This window comes from Oceanobacillus indicireducens, assembly GCF_014647195.1.
Lineage (GTDB): Bacteria > Bacillota > Bacilli > Bacillales > Amphibacillaceae > Oceanobacillus > Oceanobacillus indicireducens.
In genome coordinates, this window is record NZ_BMOS01000034.1 from 1 (window position 1) to 23,629 (window position 23,629).

The 23,629-nt window shown below is 40.5% G+C and carries 22 protein-coding genes and 1 pseudogene; 19 read left to right on the forward strand and 4 right to left on the reverse strand.

Annotated elements, in window-relative coordinates:
* Window positions 1-305: 305 nt before the first annotated feature.
* The 19 genes and pseudogenes from IEX94_RS16580 to IEX94_RS16670 all read left to right on the forward strand — a co-directional run bounded on the left by IEX94_RS16580 (window position 306) and on the right by IEX94_RS16670 (window position 20,942).
* Complete coding sequence (locus IEX94_RS16580; RefSeq protein ID WP_188859036.1) at window positions 306-1,355, forward strand: DUF3048 domain-containing protein; 1,050 nt, start codon at window positions 306-308, stop codon at window positions 1,353-1,355.
* Between the two features lie 46 nt (window positions 1,356-1,401).
* Entirely contained in the window at window positions 1,402-1,704 is a 303-nt protein-coding gene (locus IEX94_RS16585) for a YerC/YecD family TrpR-related protein (RefSeq protein ID WP_188859038.1), read from the forward strand.
* Between the two features lie 143 nt (window positions 1,705-1,847).
* Window positions 1,848-2,549, forward strand: a complete 702-nt coding sequence (pcrB, locus tag IEX94_RS16590; RefSeq protein ID WP_373290852.1) for a heptaprenylglyceryl phosphate synthase — start codon at window positions 1,848-1,850, stop codon at window positions 2,547-2,549.
* A 14-nt stretch (window positions 2,550-2,563) separates the two neighbouring features.
* Complete coding sequence (pcrA, locus tag IEX94_RS16595; protein WP_188859042.1) at window positions 2,564-4,780, forward strand: DNA helicase PcrA; 2,217 nt, start codon at window positions 2,564-2,566, stop codon at window positions 4,778-4,780.
* A 14-nt stretch (window positions 4,781-4,794) separates the two neighbouring features.
* Entirely contained in the window at window positions 4,795-6,798 is a 2,004-nt protein-coding gene (gene ligA / locus IEX94_RS16600) for an NAD-dependent DNA ligase LigA (protein ID WP_156856867.1), read from the forward strand.
* A gap of 17 nt (window positions 6,799-6,815) precedes the next feature.
* Window positions 6,816-7,946, forward strand: coding sequence for a CamS family sex pheromone protein (locus IEX94_RS16605; protein ID WP_188859044.1), 1,131 nt, complete (start codon window positions 6,816-6,818; stop codon window positions 7,944-7,946).
* 171 nt (window positions 7,947-8,117) lie between these two features.
* Window positions 8,118-9,665, forward strand: a complete 1,548-nt coding sequence (pruA, locus tag IEX94_RS16610) for an L-glutamate gamma-semialdehyde dehydrogenase (RefSeq protein WP_188859046.1) — start codon at window positions 8,118-8,120, stop codon at window positions 9,663-9,665.
* A gap of 210 nt (window positions 9,666-9,875) precedes the next feature.
* Window positions 9,876-11,144: a helix-turn-helix domain-containing protein gene (locus tag IEX94_RS16615; protein ID WP_188859048.1), complete on the forward strand. Its 1,269-nt coding sequence runs from the start codon at window positions 9,876-9,878 to the stop codon at window positions 11,142-11,144.
* Between the two features lie 15 nt (window positions 11,145-11,159).
* Window positions 11,160-11,297 (forward strand): hypothetical protein, encoded by a 138-nt coding sequence (locus IEX94_RS16620; RefSeq protein WP_156856863.1) that lies wholly within the window; start codon window positions 11,160-11,162, stop codon window positions 11,295-11,297.
* Window positions 11,298-11,517: 220 nt separating this feature from the next.
* Window positions 11,518-11,817 (forward strand): Asp-tRNA(Asn)/Glu-tRNA(Gln) amidotransferase subunit GatC, encoded by a 300-nt coding sequence (gatC, locus tag IEX94_RS16625; RefSeq protein ID WP_156856862.1) that lies wholly within the window; start codon window positions 11,518-11,520, stop codon window positions 11,815-11,817.
* Window positions 11,818-12,095: 278 nt separating this feature from the next.
* The gene (gene gatA / locus IEX94_RS16630; protein ID WP_156856861.1) at window positions 12,096-13,562 is read left to right on the forward strand and encodes an Asp-tRNA(Asn)/Glu-tRNA(Gln) amidotransferase subunit GatA; all 1,467 of its coding nucleotides are present in this window, start codon (window positions 12,096-12,098) and stop codon (window positions 13,560-13,562) included.
* Complete coding sequence (gene gatB / locus IEX94_RS16635; RefSeq protein WP_156856860.1) at window positions 13,559-14,989, forward strand: Asp-tRNA(Asn)/Glu-tRNA(Gln) amidotransferase subunit GatB; 1,431 nt, start codon at window positions 13,559-13,561, stop codon at window positions 14,987-14,989. The genes gatA and gatB overlap by 4 nt, the downstream gene beginning before the upstream one ends.
* 656 nt (window positions 14,990-15,645) lie before the next feature.
* Window positions 15,646-16,569, forward strand: coding sequence for a diacylglycerol kinase (locus IEX94_RS16640; RefSeq protein WP_188859050.1), 924 nt, complete (start codon window positions 15,646-15,648; stop codon window positions 16,567-16,569).
* 1 nt (window position 16,570) lies between these two features.
* Complete coding sequence (rlmD, locus tag IEX94_RS16645) at window positions 16,571-17,941, forward strand: 23S rRNA (uracil(1939)-C(5))-methyltransferase RlmD (RefSeq protein WP_188859052.1); 1,371 nt, start codon at window positions 16,571-16,573, stop codon at window positions 17,939-17,941.
* 328 nt (window positions 17,942-18,269) lie between these two features.
* The gene (locus IEX94_RS16650; protein ID WP_229782767.1) at window positions 18,270-18,542 is read left to right on the forward strand and encodes a gamma-glutamylcyclotransferase family protein; all 273 of its coding nucleotides are present in this window, start codon (window positions 18,270-18,272) and stop codon (window positions 18,540-18,542) included.
* Between the two features lie 234 nt (window positions 18,543-18,776).
* Window positions 18,777-19,079, forward strand: coding sequence for a PadR family transcriptional regulator (locus tag IEX94_RS16655; RefSeq protein ID WP_188859054.1), 303 nt, complete (start codon window positions 18,777-18,779; stop codon window positions 19,077-19,079).
* 74 nt (window positions 19,080-19,153) lie between these two features.
* Window positions 19,154-19,531, forward strand: coding sequence for a hypothetical protein (locus tag IEX94_RS16660; RefSeq protein WP_229782768.1), 378 nt, complete (start codon window positions 19,154-19,156; stop codon window positions 19,529-19,531).
* Between the two features lie 147 nt (window positions 19,532-19,678).
* Window positions 19,679-20,310, forward strand: a pseudogene (locus IEX94_RS16665) (terminase large subunit domain-containing protein); the annotation flags it as partial.
* On the forward strand, window positions 20,310-20,942 hold the full coding sequence (locus tag IEX94_RS16670) for an N-acetylmuramoyl-L-alanine amidase (RefSeq protein WP_229782769.1): 633 nt from the start codon (window positions 20,310-20,312) through the stop codon (window positions 20,940-20,942). The pseudogene IEX94_RS16665 and the gene IEX94_RS16670, both read left to right, overlap by 1 nt.
* A 105-nt stretch (window positions 20,943-21,047) precedes the next feature.
* Here IEX94_RS16670 and IEX94_RS16675 read toward each other — a convergent pair whose 3' ends face one another.
* From IEX94_RS16675 to IEX94_RS16690, 4 genes are read right to left on the reverse strand one after another with little or no spacing between them, the layout of a single operon-like run.
* Window positions 21,048-21,329 (reverse strand): hypothetical protein, encoded by a 282-nt coding sequence (locus tag IEX94_RS16675; protein ID WP_188859060.1) that lies wholly within the window; start codon window positions 21,327-21,329, stop codon window positions 21,048-21,050.
* A gap of 4 nt (window positions 21,330-21,333) precedes the next feature.
* Window positions 21,334-22,101 (reverse strand): ABC transporter permease, encoded by a 768-nt coding sequence (locus tag IEX94_RS16680; protein WP_188859062.1) that lies wholly within the window; start codon window positions 22,099-22,101, stop codon window positions 21,334-21,336.
* Window positions 22,098-22,820, reverse strand: coding sequence for an ABC transporter permease (locus IEX94_RS16685; RefSeq protein ID WP_188859064.1), 723 nt, complete (start codon window positions 22,818-22,820; stop codon window positions 22,098-22,100). The genes IEX94_RS16680 and IEX94_RS16685 overlap by 4 nt, the downstream gene beginning before the upstream one ends.
* The gene (locus IEX94_RS16690; RefSeq protein ID WP_188859066.1) at window positions 22,817-23,572 is read right to left on the reverse strand and encodes an ABC transporter ATP-binding protein; all 756 of its coding nucleotides are present in this window, start codon (window positions 23,570-23,572) and stop codon (window positions 22,817-22,819) included. Before IEX94_RS16690 ends, IEX94_RS16685 begins: the two co-directional genes overlap by 4 nt.
* Window positions 23,573-23,629: the final 57 nt, after the last annotated feature.

Consider the following 23,629-nt stretch of genomic DNA (forward strand, 5'->3'; position numbering starts at 1 on the left):
TTCTTCACTTCCTCCGAGGATATAATGATGAGATTAATAATGTAGATTCTAAGCATATTATATCAATATTGTCCACGATAAACAATCGTAGGACAGAGGGTCAGGCAACTGCGCCAGTTGGTGAGCGGGACATTGGCTCTGATCCCCTGTCCCAGTTTTTTGTGAAAACACGTTAAGCTTTACAGTGTTAAAGTGATAAAGTATGATAGAGATAAATGATTACAAGAAGAGGTGGCGGGCAGATTCTGTAACGCGTATAATAAGGGTGAATTTACCAAAATACGCGAATAGAAAGTTGTGGGACGATGAGAAAATTAATACTTATTACTGTAATCATTGGAGCTCTATTAGTCGCCTGCTCAAAAGATGATGGAAGTGCTTCGAAACAAGAGGAGAAGGGGACAGGCAGAGGTGAAAAGGACGGCATCGAGCAAGCGGAAGGTGAGAATCAATATCCTCTAACCGGGCTTTATGCAGATGAACCAGTCGATAACCGCATCATTGGTGTGATGGTGAACAACCATAGACAAGCTCGGCCGCAATCGGGACTAGCTGAGGCGGATATTGTATTTGAGATTTTAGCAGAAGCAAAAATTACAAGATTGCTTGCGCTCTTCCAAAGTGAAATCCCGGAAACAATCGGGCCAGTACGCAGTGCCCGGGAATATTATTTTGACTTGGCAAACCGCTACGGAGCTCTTTACGTATATCACGGAGCGGCAGATTTTATTGATCAAATGATTATCGATCAAGAAATCCAATTCTTAAATGGTTCGACTTATGATAATGATGGTCAGTTATTTACACGGGATAGTTCCCGAGAAGCGCCTCATAACTCTTACTTACTAACCGATGCCATCAACGAGACGGCTGAAGGTAAGGGCTATGAAATGACAGCTGAATATGAGCCATTACCATTTTTAAATGAAGAAGAAACTGCGGCAATTGAAGGGGAAACAGCCGAACGGGTAGAAATAGTTTATAGTGAAAATCCCCTGGAAACCGTGCAATATGTTTTTGATGAAAGCAAGGGAACATATAAAAGGTATAGTAATGAGGAGGAAACGGTGGACTTGAATACAGGAGCATCTGTAGAAGTCGCCAATGTGTTCATTATTGAAACGTTTCATGAAGTGATTGATGATGCTGGCAGACGGAATATTGATTTTGACTCTGGAGGAAATGCCTATCTCATTCAGAATGGTAAAGTTCAAGAAGTAGAGTGGCAGAACGATAATGGTAGACTTGTTCCAATGAAGGACGGGCAGCCGGTTGGCTTTGTGCCGGGTAAGACATGGATTAATGTCGTACCGAATGATCCGGGTATGGAGCAGTCCGTAACGATATCCAATTAATATGATTGGAGCAAGTTTACCCTAAAGTGAATCAGGAGGGTTTTCATTGCAAATTGATAAATTAAGAGGAGAACAATTGGATCTATTATTTGATGCCATTTTATCATTAAAGGATCGTGAAGAATGCTATCAATTCTTTGATGATTTAGCCACAATGTCGGAAGTTCAATCTTTCGCTCAACGATTGCAAGTGGCAAAAATGCTTTTGGAAGGTTCCACATACAGTTCGATTGAAACCGACACTAACGCATCGACTGCAACCATATCAAGGGTGCGCCGCTGTATAAACTTTGGCAGTGATGGCTATAAACTAGTCGTCGATCGCCTCAGAGAACAAGAAAGCCAATAACAAAGACAGCAGGAGAGTAGCATCTTCTGCTGTTTTTTTACCTCTATCAATATTCCTTTTAAATTCCACAATAAAATCCTAATTTCCCAGCGTGTTTTTTGTTATAATAAATCAATGGAAGAACATAATGGAGGATGGAGCGGTTGACGAATCAATCTAATGTGTTAAACGAGTGGAAACATATCTTTAAATTAGACCCCGCGAAGGAAATATCTGATGAAGATTTAGACGCAGTTTGTGAGTCGGGAACAGATGCCATTATTATTGGCGGAACCGATAATATTACGCTGGACGGGGTGCTTGATTTACTGCATCGAATAAGAAGAAACCATCAGATTCCTTGTATTCTTGAGGTTTCAGAGGAGGAAGCACTTACTCCCGGATTTGATTATTATTTCATTCCGATGGTCCTGAACTCCAAGGAGAAGAAATATATGATGGACGTGCAGCACCAAGCGATAAAGGAATATAGTGATCTGATGGAATTCAGTGAAATATTCTTTGAAGGTTACTGTATTTTAAACGAAGAGGCCAAAGCATTTACATACACGAATTGTTTTATGCCTGATGCAGCAGACGTGCAAGCATATGCCTATATGGCGGAACATGTATTCCATCTCCCGATATTTTATGTCGAATATAGCGGGAAATACGGTGATCCGGAGCTTGTTGAAACGGTAAGTGGTATACTGGATGATACGCAGCTCTTTTACGGCGGAGGAATTGAAACGAAAGAGCAAGCAGTAGAGATGAAACAATATGCAGATGTCGTCATTGTCGGCAACAGCATTTATACGAATATAGAAGAAGCATTACAGACTGTGGAAGCAGTGAAGAATGAATAAGGCGGTGGTAAAAAATGAGCCGAACAACGAATGAGTTATTAGCTGGACTTAATAAGGAACAACAGGAAGCGGTGAAGCATACAGAGGGTCCCTTGCTTATCATGGCTGGAGCGGGCAGTGGAAAGACGAGGGTGCTGACACACCGTATTGCTTATCTATTAGAAGAAAAAGGAGTCGCACCGAGAAATATTTTAGCGATTACCTTTACAAATAAAGCAGCACGGGAAATGCGTGAACGTGTCATGCGTCTCGTCGGACCAGAGGCAGAGTATATGTGGGTATCGACTTTTCACTCGATGTGTGTGCGGATTTTGAGAAGAGATATCGACCGGATTGGCTACAATCGGAATTTCACAATTTTAGATAGTGCAGATCAGCTCTCGGTTGTGAAACAAGTTTTAAAAAATATTGATCTTGACCCCAAGCAATATGATCCGCGGGCAATGCTTGGCCAAATCAGTTCGGCGAAAAACGAACTGATAACAGATAAAGAATTTGAAGAGAAGGCTGGGAACTTTTTTGAACGACAGGTAGCGAGAGTTTATTCCGGCTATCAGACCATGCTTCGGAAAAACCAGTCACTTGATTTCGACGATTTAATTATGCAGACGATTATTCTGTTCAAACGGGTGCCGGAAGTACTCGAATATTATCAGCGCAGATTTCAATATATTCATGTCGATGAGTATCAGGATACGAACCATGCGCAATATTTCCTTGTGAAGCAACTTGCGAACCGTTTCCAGAATCTCTGTGTCGTTGGAGATTCGGACCAATCCATTTATCGTTGGCGAGGTGCGGATATCGGGAATATCTTAACCTTTGAAGAGGACTACCCGAGTGCACGAACCATTCTTCTTGAGCAGAATTACCGTTCAACGAAACTAATCCTGCAAGCTGCCAATCACGTGATTGAGAATAACGCCGGAAGAAAACCGAAAAATCTCTGGACGGAAAATGATGATGGCAGTAAGATCACGTATTACGAAGGAACAACGGAACAAGATGAAGCCCTATTTATAGCCGACGAAATTCGTGAATTGATAAAAGATGGTTATCAGCCAGATGATATAGCTATCCTCTACCGGACGAACGCTCAATCGCGGGCAGTAGAGGATACACTTATGAAATCGAACATATCCTACCAAATGGTCGGTGGAACAAGGTTCTATGATCGGAAAGAAATTAAAGATATGCTTGCATACTTGCGCTTAATCACGAATCCGGATGACGATATCAGCTTTGAACGGATTGTAAATGAACCGAAGCGTGGAATTGGTGCAACGACTGTGGAAAGACTAAGAGCTTATACAGCGGAGCATGATATTTCCTTTTATGAAGCGGTAAAAGAAGTGGACTTCACAGGTGTATCAAAACGGGCTGCAGGTTCACTAGCGGAGTTCGGCGAGTTGATCCAAAGCTTGGCACAGCAGCAGGAATTCCTTACTGCAACTGATATGGTCGAGCAAGTGCTCGAACGAACGGGATATGAAGAAATGTTAAAAAGGGAACAAACCCTTGAATCCCAGAGCCGCCTAGAGAACTTAGAGGAATTCAAAACGGTAACGAAGGAATTTGAAAAGAGTGCTGAAGAAGATAAATCTCTTGTCGCCTTTCTAACGGATCTCGCATTAATTGCTGATATCGACAAGATGGATGAAGAAGAAGAGACGGAGCGGAAAGTAACGTTGATGACGCTCCATGCAGCGAAAGGGCTGGAGTTCCCTGTTGTATTTTTAATTGGAATGGAAGAGAATGTATTCCCGCACAGCCGCTCCATGTTCGATGAAGATGAGATGGAAGAGGAACGTAGGCTTGCTTATGTCGGGATTACCCGTGCGGAAAAAGTACTTTATTTAACGAGCGCCAAGATGCGTACGTTATATGGTCGTACGAATATGAACCCGATCAGCCGCTTCATCCAAGAAATTCCGGAAGATTTACTGGAAGGAATGGAACAAGCAAAACAAAGCATGTTCGGCAGTTCCTTTGCAAGACGGACGGAAGAGACGTTCACTCCGAAACGAAAAGCGCGGCGAACAGCCCAAGCTTCAACCGCTGCTGAAGAGGAATGGAAAGCAGGCGATAAGGCGAATCATAAGAAGTGGGGAACAGGCACGGTCGTCCGTGTCCAGGGCGAAGGAGATAAGATGGAACTTGATATTGCCTTCCCGGCGCCAACAGGTGTTAAACGCCTGCTCGCCCAATTTGCTCCGATAACGAAAGAATAGAGGTGCTTTCTCTAGTGGATAAACAACTAGCTAAAGAAAAAATTGATGCATTAAAGGAAGTGCTTAATCAATACGGTTATGAATACTACGTGCTCGACAAGCCAACGGTACCGGATGCAGAGTACGATGCAAAATTAAGAGAACTGGAAGAACTGGAAGAGAAATTTCCGGAATTCATCACACCAGACTCGCCTACACAGCGGATCGGCGGTGCACCGATTGAAGGCTTTGAGAAAGTACGCCATCAAGTACCGATGCTTAGTCTGTCCAATGCTTTCAATGAAGAGGAGCTTCGGGATTTTGCAAGACGGGTCACGAATGCACTTGGGGAAAATTTCTCCTATATTTGCGAACTGAAAATTGACGGACTCGCCGTTTCCTTGACATACGAGGACGGCAAATTTGTCCGAGGTGCGACACGAGGCGACGGAATGGTGGGAGAGGACATTACCGTGAATCTGCGTACGGTAAGAAGTATCCCACTCACGATTAAAGATAAGGAAACCCTTGAAGTACGCGGCGAAGTGTTCATGCCGAAAGCTTCATTTGAAAGCTTGAATAAAATAAGGGAAGAGAAGGATCAGGAGCTATTTGCGAACCCGCGTAATGCTGCCGCAGGTTCCTTACGCCAATTGGATCCGAAAGTCGCTGCAAGCAGGAACTTGGATGTCTTTCTGTATGCTGTCGGTGTCTGGGAAGGTAATACACTCCCTACCCACAGTGCCAGATTGGAACGTTTGCAAGAACTCGGCTTCAAAACAAATCCGGAATGGAAGAAATACGATACTATTGAAGAAGTAATAGAATTTGTCAATTACTGGACGGAGAAACGCCAAGATTTACCATATGAGATCGATGGGATCGTCATAAAAATTGATGATTTGAATCAACAAGAGGAGCTCGGGGTTACAGCAAAGAGCCCGAGATGGTCGATTGCCTATAAATTCCCGGCAGAAGAAGTGGTGACGAAACTGCTCGATATCGAGTTGAGTGTGGGACGTACCGGTGTTGTTACTCCGACAGGTATTTTAGAGCCGGTTCGAATTGCCGGTTCGACAGTGGGACGCGCATCCTTGCATAATGAAGACCTTATCCGCGAACAGGATATCCGGATTGGGGATACAGTCGTTGTTAAAAAAGCAGGGGACATCATTCCGAAAGTTGTCCGTGCAGTGAAAGAACAACGGACTGGTGAGGAAGCTGAATTTGCAATGCCATCCCATTGTCCAGCATGTAATACAGAACTTGTCCGTTTGGAAGAAGAGGTGGCGCTCCGTTGTATTAATCCAAACTGTCCGGCGCAACTGATCGAAGGGATGATCCATTTCGTCTCGCGGAATGCGATGAATATCGACGGACTTGGGGAAAAGCTTGTCATGCAGTTATTTAATGAAGGATTAGTTCATACGATACCAGATCTCTATCGTCTAGAGCGGGAGAAACTGTTGGAACTTGAACGGATGGGAGAGAAATCGGTATCCAATCTTCTGAACGCAATCGAAGCTTCAAAAGGCAATTCGTTGGAGAAATTAGTATTTGGGCTCGGCATCCGATTTATCGGGGAGAAAGCAGCCCAGATTCTTTCCCAGGAATTTGAAACGATGGAACGTCTGCAGCGAGCAACGTACGATGAATTTGTTGCTATTGATGAAATCGGGGAAAAGATGGCAGATTCCTTGGAACAGTATTTCTCCGAGGATAAAGTGAATGCAATGCTCCAAGAACTAAAAGATCTTGGGGTGAACATGGAGTACACGGGACCGAAAAAAGCAACCGGTGCTGAGGATAGTCCATTTATGGATATTACGGTCGTCCTTACTGGCAAATTAGAAAAGTTAAGCAGAAATGAAGCGAAAGCAAAAATCGAAGCCCTCGGCGGAAAAGTAACCGGCAGTGTAAGCAAGAAGACGGGACTTGTCGTTGCCGGGGAAGCAGCAGGGTCGAAATATGATCGAGCTAGAGAGCTTGGTATTACAATTTGGAACGAAGAACAGCTGTTGGAAGCGTTAGATGGTTAGGCAAGGAGTGAAGAAAAATGAAAAAGCTGACGGTTCTATTATTATGTGCCCTCCTTGTGCTTACAAGCTGTGCACCATCATTGGATAGTGATGATGAGGTCTTACAGAATGAGGAAGATACGGAGGTTGAAACGTCCATCGTTCCAAGCAGTCACTTGGGGGAAAAGGCATATCGCATGATCCTTCCATACCGGACGAGTGAAGCGCGTGGTATAATCGGTAATCAAGTGGCAAACCGCGTTGATATTGATGAGATGGAAGAAGGGTTGAGACGTCACTCCGTCGATTACTTTGACCCAGAGGATTATTATTTTCAGGAAGGACGCTACTTGGATGAGGAGACAGTTATTAATTGGATAGATGAACTTAACCCGGAGCGACCGGATGATTTACAGGATTGGGATAAGGAAGCGAATGAAAACAATCCACGTATCTTCTCGCATATTTTAGAGCAAAACTATTTGTTGCAACAGGAGAATGATGAGGAGAATGCCGTACAAGTTGCAGGAATTTCAATCGGTATCGCTCTGAAGTCGGTCTATCGTTACCAATTGGAACAAGGTGGAGATTATTTCTACTATGATATATCAATGAACGAGATGCTTGCAAAGGGCTATGAAGTTGCAGAAAGTGTTGTGGAGCGTCTGCGGGAATCAGAAGACGTTCCCGATGTACCAATTTTAATCGCGCTCTACCGGGAGGAGGCGCAGAACTCGCCTGTACCGGGAAACTATGTCACGAAAACTCTTGTTCCAAGTGGAGAGAAGAAAATTGGTAATTGGGAAGATATTGATGAAGAATATGTTCTATTCCCATCCAATGAAGCGCGTGATAAATATTTAACAGACTATGAGAATTTTAATAACTTCGGAAATAAAATTGCCGACTTCTTTCCAAACTATGTCGGGGCGATCGGCAGCGGCTTCTATGTCGATGGCGAACTGCAACAACTAACGATTGAAGTCCCAATCGAGTTTTACGGGAAAGCGGAAGTAATTGGTTTTACCCAATACGCCTATGACCAAGTGCAAAAAATTTTCCCGAATTATTATGATTTAGAGGTTAATGTTACCTCGAGCAACAATGTGGAAAGTCTTATTTACCGGAACGCTAAGGAAGAACAACCGACCATTCATATCTATCATTAATAGAACTAGACTCGGAGGATAATCAGAAACTGCTATCCTTCGAGTCTATTTTATTTTTCGTGTAAGCGTTTTTTATTGAACGGTTACACTACTTTCGTTACAATAATAGATGGGAATAAAGTAGAATTGCAATCTAGTATTGCAACAAAATCACGGAGGAGGTTTTTTTACATGGTAGTTCCATACACACACGAACCCTTCACAGATTTTACTGTAGAGGAAAACCGTAGGAAGATGGAAGATGCTCTAAAGAAGATTGAAGCGGAATTTGGTAAAGAATACCCGCTCATTATTGGTGGCGAACGCATTACAACTGAAGATAAAATTAAAGTCGTAAACCCTGCAAATAAAGAAGAGGTACTGGGGTTTGTTTCGAAATCAAATAAAGAACTCGCGGATAAAGCGATGGAAGTCGCCGATGAAACGTTTAAAACATGGAGGAAATCAGATCCGAATTTCCGCGCAGACATTTTATTCCGTGCAGCAGCCATTGTACGTCGTCGCAAGTTCGAATTCAGTGCCCATCTTGTAAAAGAGGGTGGCAAGCCTTGGAAAGAAGCAGATGCAGATACAGCTGAAGCAATTGATTTCCTTGAATACTATGGCCGTCAGATGCTTAAAATAAAAGACGGGGTGGAGGTAAATAGCCGTCCGATTGAACATAACCAGTTTCATTATATTCCATTAGGAGTAGGGCTTGTCATTTCTCCTTGGAACTTCTTGTTCGCAATTATGGCTGGAACGACAACCGCTGCAATGGTAACAGGTAATACTGTTTTATTAAAACCTGCCAGTGCAACACCAATCATCGCTTATAAACTGATGGAAGTTCTGGAAGAAGCCGGAATGCCTAAAGGTGTCGTCAACTATATTCCAGGACCAGGAAGCGAAGTGGGGGATTACCTTGTAGAACATCCACGCACACGCTTTGTCAGCTTTACAGGTTCCCGTGAAGTTGGTACACGTATCTTTGAACGTGCAGCAGTTGTCCAAGAAGGACAAATCTGGCTAAAACGTACAATCATTGAAATGGGTGGAAAAGATACGATAGTGGTAGATAATGAAGCAGATTTAGAGCTTGCTGCAGAATCTATCGTTCAATCTGCCTTTGGATTCTCTGGACAGAAATGTTCTGCTTGCTCACGCGCAGTCATTCATGAAGATGTATATGATCAAGTAAAGAATCGCGTGATTGAGCTAACGAATGAATTGACTCATGGAGACCCAACAGACAATCATAATTTCATGGGACCGGTTATCGACCAAGCAGCCTATGATAAGATTATGGGCTATATTGAAATTGGGAAAGAGGAAGGAAAACTTGTTGCTGGTGGTGAAGGGGACGACAGTAAAGGCTGGTTCATTAAACCGACTGTATTTGCTGATGTCGATCCGAAAGCCCGCATTATGCAGGAAGAAATATTCGGTCCTGTTGTTGCATTAACGAAAGCTAAGGACTTTGACGAGGCAATTGAGATTGCAAACAACACTGAATATGGTCTAACAGGGGCCGTTATCACGAATAACCGCGAGCATCTGGAACAAGCACGAGTTGACTTTCATGTTGGGAACCTTTACTTTAACCGTGGCTGTACCGCAGCAATCGTAGGTTACCAACCATTCGGTGGTTTCAACATGTCCGGAACCGACTCAAAAGCAGGCGGTCCAGACTACCTTATTCAGCATATGCAAGGTAAGACAACGTCAGAAATGCTGTAATTTAATAGATATAAAGAAATGCCATGTTAATTGCTCTTTTGGACAATTAACATGGCATTTTTTCTTTTTTGAGGAAAATAGGAAAATTTTAACCTAGATAATCGCTACTTATAGTCAATAATTTTCCCAATATGAATTTTTAGAAATTATGCTATAATATAAATATAGCGAGTAGATATAGTATTTTAGTAGAGGTGGCAGGGGGAACATATGATAGAAATTGGCTCATTCATCAAAATGCAACGTACAAAACAAAAAATGACCTTGGGTGAGCTTGCAGAAGGAATCGTTTCCGTATCATACCTGTCAAAGATTGAGAACTTGAAGACAGAAGCAAGTACACATATAATCCAGCTGCTATGTAACCGACTTGGCATTGAACTAGGCCAAACAATGGATGATGTGATTGAAGAAAAATGTGAAGAATGGTTCAGCATGCTATTCTACAACCGACAACAGGATGAAATTACGGAAGCTTACAAAGAGCTGCAAGAACTGATGGATACGAATTTGTCTGGCAGCATGCTTTTATTCGAAATTCATAAGATTCGCTATTACCTTCTCTTGGATAAAAACAATAAGGCTCTTGACCAGATTAACAAATTAAATAAGATGTCCACTTCATTTGAAACAAGGGAGCTTTACTTCTGGTTTAAATACAGAGGGAATTATTATTCGCAGACAGGTGAAACAGCGATTGCCCTTGATAAATACCTAAAAGCGGAAGAATTAACACGTAAGCTCGAAGTGACAGAAGATGAAGTTGCTGATCTGCATTATACGATTTCCATTACATACAGCAAGTTAAGACACACGTTAGAAGCGATTGAATATGCGAACAAGGCATTAGATACCTTTATGAAAAAGTATCATTTCATGCGTTGCGCGCAAAGTCATATCGTTTTAGGAATATCTTATCGCCGCATCAAAATGTATGATAAAGCGATTGAAAATTACAACTTGGCTAAACATCTTGCCGGCCTAAACAGTAATCGGGAGCTCATCCAACTCACCAATCAGAATCTTGGTTACTTGTACGCAACCAAAGGTGAAAATAAGGAAGCAATTAAATATTATCTGGAAATAGTAGATGATAAGGAAATCATTGTTCAAGATAAAGTACCAGCTCTGACAGAACTGATTAAAGTTTATTACGACATGGAAGAGTTTGATAAAGCGAATGAAATGATTGGGGATGCACTGGAATTATTGAAAAAGCATCCTAAAAATAGAGTCTATGAATTTTACCATTATGTGATATGGACGTATCATCACTCGATTAATGGTGAAGCGAAGAAATTTGTGAATCTAGTTAAGGATAAGTTCATTCCATTCCTGAAAAAACGGAAGGATCATGCAAATACACTTATTTTTGCGACGATGCTTGCTAAGCATTACGAAAGCATCCATAAGTATAAGGATGCGACGAAATATTACAAACTCGCTAATGATTCATATAAAGAGTTATCTAACATTTAAAGGAGGGATGTACAAATGAAGAAGCTATTATCTGGTTTTGCACTCGCAGCAATCTTAGTTTCAGGAGTCTTCTTTGCGGTAAACACAGATGCAGACGATTTGACTTGGGGAGAGCGACACCCGCCTATCTTCAATAATGTAGGAGAGTATTAAAAAAATCAGTAGATTCATTCGTTTTTATTATCCCCAATAATGAAAACAGCTTACCTGAAATGGAAATAATCATTTCAGGAATTTTTTTGTTTAAAATGGATAAACGATCGCTGTTTGTGGTTAGCTTGCTAATGTCCAGACTTCTCTGCTATCATCATTAGTGATATAATATTAAAATGTAATAAATGAGTTTATTTGATAAAGCTAGGAGGTTCGAGCGATGGCAGATGATATTTCAAAAGAACGAGTAATGCATGTTGCTGATTTGGCGAGACTTCATATTACAGATGAGGAAGCAGAAAAGCTTGCAGAAGAATTACGGTCGATCATTAAACATGCAGAACAGCTCAAGGAACTAGATACGACAAATGTTGAGCCAACAACCCATGTAATTCAGTTAGAAAACGTTATGAGGAAAGATGAACCAAGAACGGATTGGATTACCCAAGAGGAAGCGCTGAAGAATGCTCCTGATCATAAAGACGGTCAATTCCGCGTACCATCTATTCTTTCTGAGTAATTGAAAGTTCATATAAGAGAATGTTCAAAAGAGGATGAAAAGGACCGAGGTCGGCTAAGTACACAACGTCCTGTGCGTCGAAGTTCGGAGCGGCAAGAGCTCCCAGTACCAGAATTGTACTGGGAGACGGGAAAACAAGCAAGCTAACGAGCTTCTTGCGTGTAGGATGACGTTTCTACATTGTCCACAGGACGTGGAGGGCTTAGAAGAATCACTTCTTTTAAGGAGTGTCCTTTTCACCAGACTTTTTGAACCACCTTTATAAAGGAGGAAATCCCATGTCATTATTTGACCACTCGATTAAGGAGCTTGAAGAGAAGCTACATAATAAAGAGATTTCGGTCCAAGATTTAGTGAAAGCTTCCCTTGATCGGATCAAGGAAGTTGATGATGAAATCCAGGCCTTTATTACGCTGGATGAAGAGAATGCCATGAAACAGGCAAAAGAGTTGGATGAGAGTTCGGAAGAGAAGAGCCTCTTCGGTCTTCCAATCGGACTTAAAGATAATATTGTTACGAAAGACTTACGTACAACGAGCGGAAGCAAGATATTAGAAAACTTTAATGATCCGCTCTATGACGCAGAAGTAGTTGAGAAATTAAAAGAACAAAAAACAGTTACAATCGGTAAATTAAACATGGATGAGTTCGCAATGGGATCTGGTACAGAGTACTCAGCATACAAAAAGACGAAAAATCCATGGGATACAGACCGTGTGCCAGGAGGATCCAGTGGTGGCTCAGCAGCTGCAGTAGCGGCAGGTGAACTTAAGTTTGCTTTAGGATCTGACACGGGTGGATCAATTCGCCAACCTGCAGCATTTTGCGGTGTTGTTGGAATGAAACCGACGTATGGTCGTGTTTCCCGTTTTGGTTTAGTTGCTTTTGCATCTTCCTTGGATCAAATTGGTCCGATTACTCGTACGGTTGAGGACAATGCCAGGGTTCTAGAAGTGATTGCCGGACATGATGAGAAAGACTCAACAAGTGCAAATCTCGAGGTACCCGTCTTTACCGATGCTTTAACAAAAGATGTTGCAGGTCTTAAAATCGCTGTACCAAAAGAATACTTTGGTGAAGGTGTTGCACAGGAAGTTAAAGATGCTGTTAGAGCAGCTATTGAAAAGTACGAATCCCTCGGGGCAACTTGTGAAGAGGTGTCCTTACCACATTCGAAGTACGCGTTATCCACATACTATATACTTGCATCAGCAGAAGCGTCAGCAAGTCTTGCGCGCTTTGACGGTGTTCGTTACGGAGTGCGCGCAGAAAATGTAGAAGACATGATTGATATGTACAAGCGTTCCAGAAGTGAAAACTTCGGTGAAGAAGTAAAGCGCCGGATTATGCTCGGTACGTTTGCACTTAGCTCGGGATATTATGATGCTTACTATAAGAAAGCGCAAAAGGTTCGCACGCTAATCAAAAATGATTTCGAGCAAATTTTTGAAGAATATGATATTATCCTTGGGCCGACTGCGCCAACAACTGCGTTTAAATTAGGCGAAGAAATGGATGACCCGGTGATAGCTTATGCAAATGATGTTTTAACAATCCCTGTAAACCTTGCAGGTGTCCCGGCAATTTCGATTCCGTGTGGATTCTCAAGTGAAGGATTGCCGATCGGACTGCAAATCATCGGTAAACATTTTGATGAAGCAATGGTTTATCGTGCTGCCCATGCATTCGAACAAGCGACAGACTTTCATAAACAACGCCCCGATATTGGAGGTGCGGCTAAATGAATTTTGAAACGATTATTGGTTTAGAAGTACACGTTGAATTAAAAACAAAATCTAAAATCTTCAGTCCTAGTGTCAATGCTTTCGGCGACCATCCAAACGCGAACGTGAACCCGATTGACTTGGCCTACCCAGGAACACTTCCTGTACTAAATGAAGAAGCGGTGAATTTTGCAATGAAGGCGGCAATGGCATTGAATTGTGAAATTACAACAAATATGACATTCGACCGCAAGAACTACTTTTATCCCGATAACCCGAAAGCTTATCAGATCACCCAGGATGAAAATCCAATTGGTCGAAATGGCTGGATTGAAATCGAAGTAGCCGGGAAAAAGAAACGAATTGGAATTACCCGTATCCATATGGAAGAAGATGCTGGTAAATTAACCCACGGAGATGACGGCTATTCTTATGTCGACTTCAACCGTGCAGGTACTCCGTTAATTGAAATTGTCTCCGAGCCTGATATGCGTACGCCGGAAGAAGCATATGCTTATCTAGAGAAATTAAAGAATATTATCCAGTACACAGGTGTTTCGGATGTAAAGATGGAGGAAGGTTCCTTACGTTGTGATGCGAACATTTCCTTACGTCCAATTGGCCAAGAAGAATTCGGAACAAAGGCTGAACTGAAAAACTTGAACTCCTTCTCTTTTGTTCAAAAAGGACTTGAATTTGAAGAGAAACGCCAAGAGAAGGTATTGCTTTCCGGCGGTGTGATTGAACAAGAAACCCGCCGCTATGACGAAAAGACAAAAGAAACGATTCTTATGCGGGTGAAAGAAGCTGCAGACGATTATCGTTACTTTCCAGAGCCGGACCTCGTAAGTTTATATGTCGATGACGCATGGAAAGAACGAATCAAGAGTGAAATCCCCGAGCTTCCAGATGCACGAAGAGAACGTTATGTAAAAGAACTTGAACTCTCAGCGTATGATGCTGGAGTACTTACAAGCTCAAAGGAAATGGCTGATTTCTTCGAAGCAGCAATTGCGGAAGGCGCAGACATCAAACAAGCGTCAAACTGGCTCATGGGTGAAGTCTCTGCTTATATGAACAAGCATTTGAAGGAGCTCTATGATCTTGCCATCACACCGAAATCTCTTGCAACATTAATCAAACTAATTGAAGATGGAACGATTTCCTCTAAAATCGCGAAGAAAGTATTTGCAGAGATTGTGGAAAAAGGCGGCGATCCGGAGAAGATCGTTCATGAAAAAGGGCTCGTCCAGCTCTCTGACCCTGTGAAACTGCAAGAAATCATCAACGGGGTTCTTGATGAGAACGAACAGTCCATTATCGACTTCAAGAACGGGAAAGACCGCGCACTCGGCTTCCTCGTCGGTCAGACGATGAAAGCAACAAAAGGTCAAGCGAACCCGTCGATGGTGAATAAGATATTGAAAGAAGAATTAGAGAAACGTTAAGTTCAAAGAAAAGCGGGAATGCTGTCAAATGATAGGGTTCCCGCTTTTCTTTCACTGTATAAAATAAAATGAACCAATAACTTTATCAGATGTTGCCTAGCTATTATAATTTAAGTGGGTGTGTTGTTTTATATATAAGATGGACTAAAGTCGTCAAATTGTCTAATAGATGCATTCTACCGGTCAAAAAGTGAACGTGCGTCCTCTATATCCCTCGAAGGATTAATCTTTATGCTTGTTCGTATAAATAAAGGCACTCTAATGCCTTGAAGATTTGATCCTTTCTCTCCTTCGTATGGATAGAGGCGCTCTAATGCCTTGAAGATTTGATCCTTCCGTTCCTTCGTATGGATAGAGGTGCTCTAATTCCTTGAAGGATTGATCCCTTATGTCATTCGTATGGATAGAGGTACTCTTATGTTCTGAAGGAGTAATCTTTCCGATCGTTTGTATGATAAGCGCAGCAAACCTTGTCAAATAGCAGCATCCAATAAGGTGAAAAAGGAATAACCGAGCTAGTACTCGATTTTTATGAAAGGCAAGGCTTAAATTTAACGGATATAAGCTCCTGCTTTTAAATTTTAGTAAAAAGGCTTATGATGGAGAATAGAGTTTACATTGACAGTTGCCCTTATGAAAATCAGGGAGGAATACGAATGAAAAGAGCGCGTGTGATATATAATCCAACTTCAGGGAAGGAGGCAGTTAAAAAAGAATTGCCACTTATCCTTGAGACATTGGAAATTGCGGGTTATGAAACATCTGCCCATGCGACGACAGGCGAGAACGATGCGATGGAAGAAGCGAGACGTGCAGTTGAGCGGCAATATGATCTCCTTATTGCAGCAGGAGGTGACGGCACGATTAATGAAGTCATCAATGGGATTGCAGAACAATTTTACCGTCCGAAGCTGGGCATCATTCCAGCAGGTACAACAAACGATTTTGCAAGAGCGTTGAATATCCCGCGGGATATTAAGAAAGCACTTGAAATTATTGTTGCCAACGAGACAATGGATCTTGATATCGGTAAAGTGAACGACCAATATTTCATTAATATCGCAGGTGGTGGCCGGTTAACCGAGCTTACCTATGAGGTACCAATCAAGTTGAAAACCGTCCTCGGCCAGCTTGCCTATTATATTAAAGGAATTGAAATGCTCCCATCCTTAAAACCGGCAAGAGCAAGAATCGAGTATGACGGCAATGTCCTCGATGAAGATATTATGTTATTTCTAATATCCAACTCAAATTCGGTCGGAGGTTTTGAAAAGCTTGCACCTGACGCCAAGCTTGATGATGGTTATTTCGATATGCTTATTTTAAAGAAAGTGAATTTAGCAGAATTCATTCATATCGCAAGCCTTGCACTCCGAGGCGCGCATTTGAATAATGATAATATCATTTATACGAAATCAAAACGGATCAAAGTCACCCCGACGGAGAAAATGCAGTTAAATGTAGACGGAGAATATGGCGGACTGCTGCCTGGTGAATTTGTCAACTTGAACAAGCATATTGAAATGATCGTCCCGGAAATATTTATCCATCAACAAATTGAAGGTTTAAAGGAAGATTAACATGGCAAAATCAATTGCTCCTGTAAAGAAAAATGAATACGTAACATTGACTTTTGAAGACCTGACACATGAAGGAAATGGTGTCGGGAAAGTAGGGGGCTATCCATTATTTGTCCCGAATGGTCTACCGGGGGAAGAAGCGGTTGTTAAAGTAATCAAAGTGAATAAAAATTTCGGGTTCGGTAAATTGATTGAACTAAAAAATATAAGCGAAGAACGGGTTGACCCTACATGTCATGTACATTGCGGCGGATGTCAGTTGCAACATATGAGCTACAACCTACAACTGCAAATGAAACAAAATCAAGTACGGAATGTAATGAAAAAGATTGGACACCTGGAACATGTGCCGATTCATCCAATCATCGGGATGGATAATCCATTCCATTATCGAAACAAAGTACAAATTCCAGTAGGTGAAAAAGACGGAAAACTCATTACTGGTTATTATCAAAAGCGCAGCCATCGAATTGTTGAAGATTTGGATACGTGCAGCAGCCAGGCTGATGAAATTAATGAGATTCTTCCAGAAGTGAAAAAAATCGCAAACCGGATTGGAATTGAGGCATATGACGAGGAGAATCACCGCGGAGTATTGCGTCATATTATGATCCGGACCGGTTATGCAACGAAAGAAACGATGCTTGTTTTGGTCACTAAAACAAATAAACTTCCAGGTAAAGAAATTTTGATTCAAGAACTAACAGATAAATTCCCCAATATCAAATCCATTGTGCAAAACATTAATGACCAACGCACGAACCTTATTCTCGGTGAGAAAACGAAAGTGTTATGGGGAGAAGAATATATCCATGATAAAATTGGCGAACTGACTTTTGCCATTTCAGCAAAATCATTTTATCAAGTAAATCCTGTGCAAACAAAAGTGCTCTATGATAAAGCACTGGAATATGCCAAAATTGATGAGAATGATGTCGTAATAGATGCATATTGCGGTATCGGTACGATTTCATTATTTTTAGCGCAAAAAGCAAAGAAAGTTTACGGAGTGGAAGTTGTTCCGGAAGCTATTCATGATGCAAAGGCAAATGCAAAACTAAACGAAATGAACAACGTGGAATTTGTTGTTGGGCAAGCCGAGAAAATCATGCCGGAATGGAAACGCGAAGGATTAGATCCAGATGTGATTGTTGTGGATCCACCAAGAAAAGGCTGTGCGCCAGAATTCCTTGAAGCAATGATCGAAATGGAACCGAAACGGATTGTATACGTGTCATGCAATCCATCAACGTTAGCACGGGATCTTCGAATATTAGAAGATGGCGGGTATCGTACAAATGAAGTGCAGCCTGTGGATATGTTTCCGAATACGACACATGTGGAGTTGGTAGCATTGATGTCTAGGGAATAGATATATTAGCGATTGAAGTGTTGATAGAATAAGGTTTTCCAGTGGTTTTGGAGAAAGTCAAAGCTGGGGAATCTTATTTTTATTTGAACAGAAATAAAACGATATGTTAGCTAGAAGTGGGGTTGAGTTGGCGGGGTGAAAAATTGAATAGATTAATAAGCAACTATAAGGTTAAAGCAGAGCGGTATGAGCAAAATGAGTAAAGTATAAATTGCCTTAGGATCAAATTTAAATCTAGAACAAATGGCAAACAGAAGTCCAACCGCCAAAGTAATAGGAACAAGTGAAATAAAGGACTACAAACTCACTTTTAGGGGGCCACACGGTCATGCAGTTGCAACGGTTGAACCTTGTAAGGGGAAAGTGTTCCAGCCCATGTGTGGCAGATTACGCCAATGACGAAAAGGCACTTGACCGTTATGAAGGATGTCCCCATCTATATAGAAAAGAAATGATGAAAGTTAAAGTCGATAAAAAGACAGTAAATGCGATGGTCTATATTATGAATGAAGGCAGACCGCTTGAACAACCAAGCTGCTATGATTATTTAACTATTATAGAAGGGGCTAATAGTACGAGATTTGATATTGAATTTTCATGAAAGGCTGTTGAAGATTCTGATGAAAAAGATGACGTTATTTTAGAAAGCGAATCTAAAGCGAAAGAATTAGAGAAGTATGACTAATTATGATAAGGTATAAACAAAGTTGAATGTTCAGCAAACGGGCCATATTGTTTAATATGGCTTTTTATATTGACTTTACTTTTAATATGTTTTATTATTACATTATACGATATAACGTTAAACGTAATACTTATGAAAAGGAGTGAGTATATGGCAAAAAATAAATTTTCAGAACCAGCATTGTTTATTTTAATAAGTCTTGCTGAACAAAATCGTCACGGCTATGCAATTATGGAGGACATTGAAAAAAGTTACGATATTAAATTAGGACCTGGCACGTTGTATGGAGCCATTTCACGCTTAGAAAAGGCAGGTTATATAAGTGCAGTTGAGTCACAAGATCGAAAAAAACCTTACAAATTAACTGAAGAAGGACAAATATACTTAGCTGAACAAATCAAAGAAATTCAAAAGGTAACCAATATGGGTATGAAAAGGCTCGGCTTAGTATGAAGTGGCTCATTTATTTGTATCCTAAACGTTGGAGAGAACGATATGGAGATGAGTTCACTGAGGTGTTAAAACAAATGAAATTTTCATTTAAAACAGTATTTGATTTATTTCAAGGTGTTGTAGATGCGTGGGATATGGAACTCCGTGAAAGGGATATTTATGGATATCGTATTAGTCAAATATTAGTTGTTGTCACTATCATTAATGCATTCATTGTAATAAATTCAATTTTAGGAAAGGAGGGGGTCGTAATGGAACAAATCGCATCCATTATAGTTTTAATCGCTATGGCTTCTTTATTTCTTGCTATTTGTACATTTGTAGTCAGTTTATTTAAGTTTGGAATTAAAGAAGGTTTTTCCCTTAAGACTAAATTAACCAAAGTATCAATAGGTTTAATGGGGGTTTATGCACTTACCATTGGAGCATTTTTGATAGTAATTAATTATTAATAAAATTTATTGTTCAGTTATAGGGCGCGATTGTTGAACAATTAAATAGATTTTTTAAGCTCAGAAAGTGTGATCTGGGCTTTTTTTGTGCAAAATTTTATAAATACACTTAGTTTTTTAAAAATTGTTTGATAGGAGGTGAGGATAATCAGAAAACTAGAAAATTATAAGCCGACAATTTATAAAGCTGATGGTTCAGTTTACAATAAGGAATCAGCAGACCATGCAGTAAACTTTATCAATTGTTTAAAGCATACAAAAGGTGAATGGTTTGGAAAGAACTTTGATTTGATAGATTGGCAAGAACAAATTATAAGAGATATTTTTGGAACGATGAAGCCAAGAAACAAGGAAAGTCAGAACTTGCCGCTGCGGTTGCCTTACTTTTAACATGTGGCGATTTTGAACATGGTGGAGAAGTGTATGGATGTGCTGCGGATAGGCAACAAGCATCGATTGTATTTGACGTTGCAGTCGATATGGTGGAACAATCACCCGCACTTAAGGCACGATTTAAACCAGTCCATTCACAAAAACGATTGATTTATAAACCATTGGGTAGCTTCTATCAAGTGCTATTTGCGGAAGCTTATACAAAACATGGATTGAACGTTCATGGGGTCGTGTTTGATGAACTTCACGCTCAGCCGAATCGAAGGCTATATGATGTTATGACTCATGGTTCAGGGGACGCAAGGAAACAACCATTATACTTCTTAATCACAACTGCAGGAAATGATCAGCACTCAATATGTTACGAAGTACACCAAAATGCACTATGATTCATACTACATGGTCAAACATTCCTAATTTAAAACGTTACGTTGGTCCAGATGATGGTTTGTTAGGAAAGAATCCATACAATAATCACTGGAACCAGCCACGTCCAGATGGCAGACAAGTGTGTGTTCATGCATTCATCGGAAAGTTAAAAGATGGATCTATTGCCACATACCAAACGCTACCTTGGAATCATCGTGGTTGGCATGCGGGTGGAGATGCAAATAATACACATATTGGTTTTGAAATTTGTGAAGATAATCTAACCGATAAAACTTATTTTAATAAAGTATACAAAGAAGCGGTTGAGTTATGTGCTTATCTATGTAAACAATACAAATTAACGGAGAAAAACATCATCGGGCATTACGAAGGTTACCAAAAGAAAATCGCTAGTAATCATGGTGACCCGCGTCATTGGTTTTCTAAACATGGAAAGTCAATGGCTACTTTCCGAGCAGATGTGAAGAAAGAATTAGCGAAAGGTACAAGAACTTCTAAGCCATCAACTGGCGGTAAGAAATTATACCGAGTGCAAATTGGCGCTTATAGTGTAAAAGCGAATGCAGACAAGCAGTTAGCAAAAGCGAAGAAAGCTGGATTTAAGGATGCGTTTGTGAAGTATGAATAAATAAAAAACAACCGGGGAGGTAATGATACTCCTCGGTTGTAAATTAGTATTTTTTTCTTCAACAGTAGCGTCTGATTCTGAAGAATTATTATGTTATTTATTCCATTATAATGCTCCTAAAATAATTTGGAGTATTGCTATCGTCCCAAAAATAGCGTATAAACTGTTAGCCACAAGACAAAGTTTCATAAGATTGTTCTGTACCCGTGCCTTCACATAAGAAGTAATTGTAAAAATGCCGCTGAAAATCATAAATACAGCATAACAAGAAATCATAATTTCCGCTACCGGTGACTCTAATGCCCAAGCGTTTGTTCTAAGTGGTAGGATTGTCCACGGGATAAAGAGCATAATGGTACTAATTGCAGTTAATATATTATTTTTCATAGGCTCATCTCCTTTCTGCTTTCCCAAAACGAATGCAAGAAATAGCCAAACAAAGAATTGTGATTGCCAAAGCCACCGGAAGCCACGGTATTAGAGTTACTTCTTGGGTCGTAAGATTTGTTGCAAGTTTTCCATACTCGGAAGTGATTACAAAGAATGAGTAGCACATCGGGTATAAAAACCAAATTTTTGTGTTTATCATTAAAACTGAAGGTACAATTGATGCCAGACCTATGCTGATTGCGAAAATTGGAGTTTTTACACATACTGAGAGCATCCAAAAAACAGCAATCATCGGAATGGACGAAAGATATATCAGCCCAGCCTCCTTCAAAACAAATAGCGGTGAAAGCATGAAATTATAGCTTTCTATTTGAGACGCAATAGCCGCACTAATATAGTATATTCCAACTGCCATCAATATCTGACTTGCAGCAAGCGTTAATAGCACAACAAATTTCGCCATATTTAATTTCGCTGTACTTAACGGTAGTGCTAGCATTTTTAAAATGCCGTTGTTACTTCGTTCATTTTGGTTTAAAAGCAATGTTCCGACAACCATACTGGCTGGATATATAAACCATCCCATTCCTAATAAGCCTTGTATCAAAAAGTTATTTTCGGGAGAAATCCCTACCTGCATTTTAAAATTCATTTCTGCATTCAAAATAGAAGGCAACCAAAGAATTATCATAGCAAGAAGTAATATGGGTATAATTTTTGAGCGTTTAATCTTCTTAAATTCAACACCAATAAGCGATAAAAAGCTCATTCGAATGACCTCCTAACTTTTAGAAATATTAACTCTGCAATTCCAATAACAATAATCCCGATGAAAGCTGCACAAATAAATTGCAAAACTCGATTAGGGTCTGTTCCTCCAAAAATCTGAAAAGGCATTGCATATGGAAACAACGATAAAATAAAGCTCATGTTGTAAATCATCGTAGCCATAAATACACCTATAACACTAATTCCGAGGGATACCCACATATTTTTAAAGGCTGATGCGATAAGCAGTGATAACATTATGCTCGGCAATCCTAATAAAAAAAAGTATCCAAAACTTTTACCTAGTTCTAGCCAAAACCCGTTGTACAAACCAAACCAATGAAATGAACTAAATATAAATGATAATGTCTCGATAGTAAGAACGATTACGTACATAATAGACAACAGTACAGCTTTTCCGAAGAACATCGTACTCTCCTTTAATGGCAGGGATTTCATTTTTTGAATTGCATTGTCTGCGTACTCCGTATAATACATAAGACATGCACCTCCAACTATCAGCAAAACGTTTAACATCGCCATCATTGGCCAATTTGCATCCAAAAGTATTTGAAGAGGTGTATCCGGTAAACCAAGATAATTTTCAGATCGAACTGCCGTATTCAAAACGGGAAATGCAGCTGCCAACAGACCGCCAACTAAAAATGTGGGAATAAAACCAGTTCGTTTCACCTTTTTAAACTCTTGAGAAAGAATCATCTCTTTCCACCCCTCTGTGCGTTATCTTCATTAACCAACGCAAGGAAGGTGTCCTCCAAATTATCAGTCGGGTGTCCTTTGGCAGCAACATTTTGCTTTAATTGTTCAATCGTGCCCTCAAAAAGAAGATTTCCGTGATTAAGAATGCCGATTTTATCTGCCATTAGTTCAATTTCAGAAAGTAAATGCGAAGATACTAAGACGGTACAATCAAATCTTTCTGGTAAAGAGCGAATTAGAGTTCTGATTTCGTGAACCCCGATTGGGTCAAGCCCGTTTGTCGGTTCGTCAAGTATTAAAATCGGCGGTCTACCTATCAATGCACTAGCGAGGCCTAATCGCTGTTTCATACCAAGGGAGTACTTTTTTGCCAATCTGCCTTTCCATTCGGATAATCCTACAACCTCAAGGGCTTCATCAACGGATGATTTTGGTAGATCTAAAACTTTTTGAATAATATCCAAATTTTCTTCCCCACTGAGATTCCCGTAAAATGAAGGGGCTTCGATAAATGATCCAACCTCTTTCAAAATTTGTATCCTGTCGTTATGATACGTCTTGCCGTTTATCGTAAATGACCCGCTTGTCGGTTTTGTCAATCCCATAAACATTTTCATTGTTGTTGATTTGCCGGCCCCGTTCGGACCAAGTAATCCATATACTTTTCCTTTTGGTATGTGTAGATTGACATCAGAGACGGCTGTAAAGCTAGAATAAGTTTTCGTAAGGTTATGTGTTTCAATGATATTCATAGTTTTGCTCCTTTCTTCTCTACTTCTCAGTTTGCAGGACCAACCTTGCAATAACAT

Coding starts and splice junctions, on each gene's coding strand:
- IEX94_RS16580 (WP_188859036.1), top strand. CDS start 306: ATGAGAAAATTAATACTTATTACTGTAATCATTGGAGCTCTATTAGTC.
- pcrA (WP_188859042.1), top strand. CDS start 2,564: ATGAGCCGAACAACGAATGAGTTATTAGCTGGACTTAATAAGGAACAA.
- IEX94_RS16605 (WP_188859044.1), top strand. CDS start 6,816: ATGAAAAAGCTGACGGTTCTATTATTATGTGCCCTCCTTGTGCTTACA.
- pruA (WP_188859046.1), top strand. CDS start 8,118: ATGGTAGTTCCATACACACACGAACCCTTCACAGATTTTACTGTAGAG.
- IEX94_RS16615 (WP_188859048.1), top strand. CDS start 9,876: ATGATAGAAATTGGCTCATTCATCAAAATGCAACGTACAAAACAAAAA.
- IEX94_RS16620 (WP_156856863.1), top strand. CDS start 11,160: ATGAAGAAGCTATTATCTGGTTTTGCACTCGCAGCAATCTTAGTTTCA.
- gatC (WP_156856862.1), top strand. CDS start 11,518: ATGGCAGATGATATTTCAAAAGAACGAGTAATGCATGTTGCTGATTTG.
- gatA (WP_156856861.1), top strand. CDS start 12,096: ATGTCATTATTTGACCACTCGATTAAGGAGCTTGAAGAGAAGCTACAT.
- gatB (WP_156856860.1), top strand. CDS start 13,559: ATGAATTTTGAAACGATTATTGGTTTAGAAGTACACGTTGAATTAAAA.
- IEX94_RS16640 (WP_188859050.1), top strand. CDS start 15,646: ATGAAAAGAGCGCGTGTGATATATAATCCAACTTCAGGGAAGGAGGCA.
- rlmD (WP_188859052.1), top strand. CDS start 16,571: ATGGCAAAATCAATTGCTCCTGTAAAGAAAAATGAATACGTAACATTG.
- IEX94_RS16650 (WP_229782767.1), top strand. CDS start 18,270: ATGCAGTTGCAACGGTTGAACCTTGTAAGGGGAAAGTGTTCCAGCCCA.
- IEX94_RS16655 (WP_188859054.1), top strand. CDS start 18,777: ATGGCAAAAAATAAATTTTCAGAACCAGCATTGTTTATTTTAATAAGT.
- IEX94_RS16660 (WP_229782768.1), top strand. CDS start 19,154: ATGAAATTTTCATTTAAAACAGTATTTGATTTATTTCAAGGTGTTGTA.
- IEX94_RS16670 (WP_229782769.1), top strand. CDS start 20,310: ATGATTCATACTACATGGTCAAACATTCCTAATTTAAAACGTTACGTT.
- IEX94_RS16675 (WP_188859060.1), bottom strand. CDS start 21,329: ATGAAAAATAATATATTAACTGCAATTAGTACCATTATGCTCTTTATC.
- IEX94_RS16680 (WP_188859062.1), bottom strand. CDS start 22,101: ATGAGCTTTTTATCGCTTATTGGTGTTGAATTTAAGAAGATTAAACGC.
- IEX94_RS16685 (WP_188859064.1), bottom strand. CDS start 22,820: ATGATTCTTTCTCAAGAGTTTAAAAAGGTGAAACGAACTGGTTTTATT.
- IEX94_RS16690 (WP_188859066.1), bottom strand. CDS start 23,572: ATGAATATCATTGAAACACATAACCTTACGAAAACTTATTCTAGCTTT.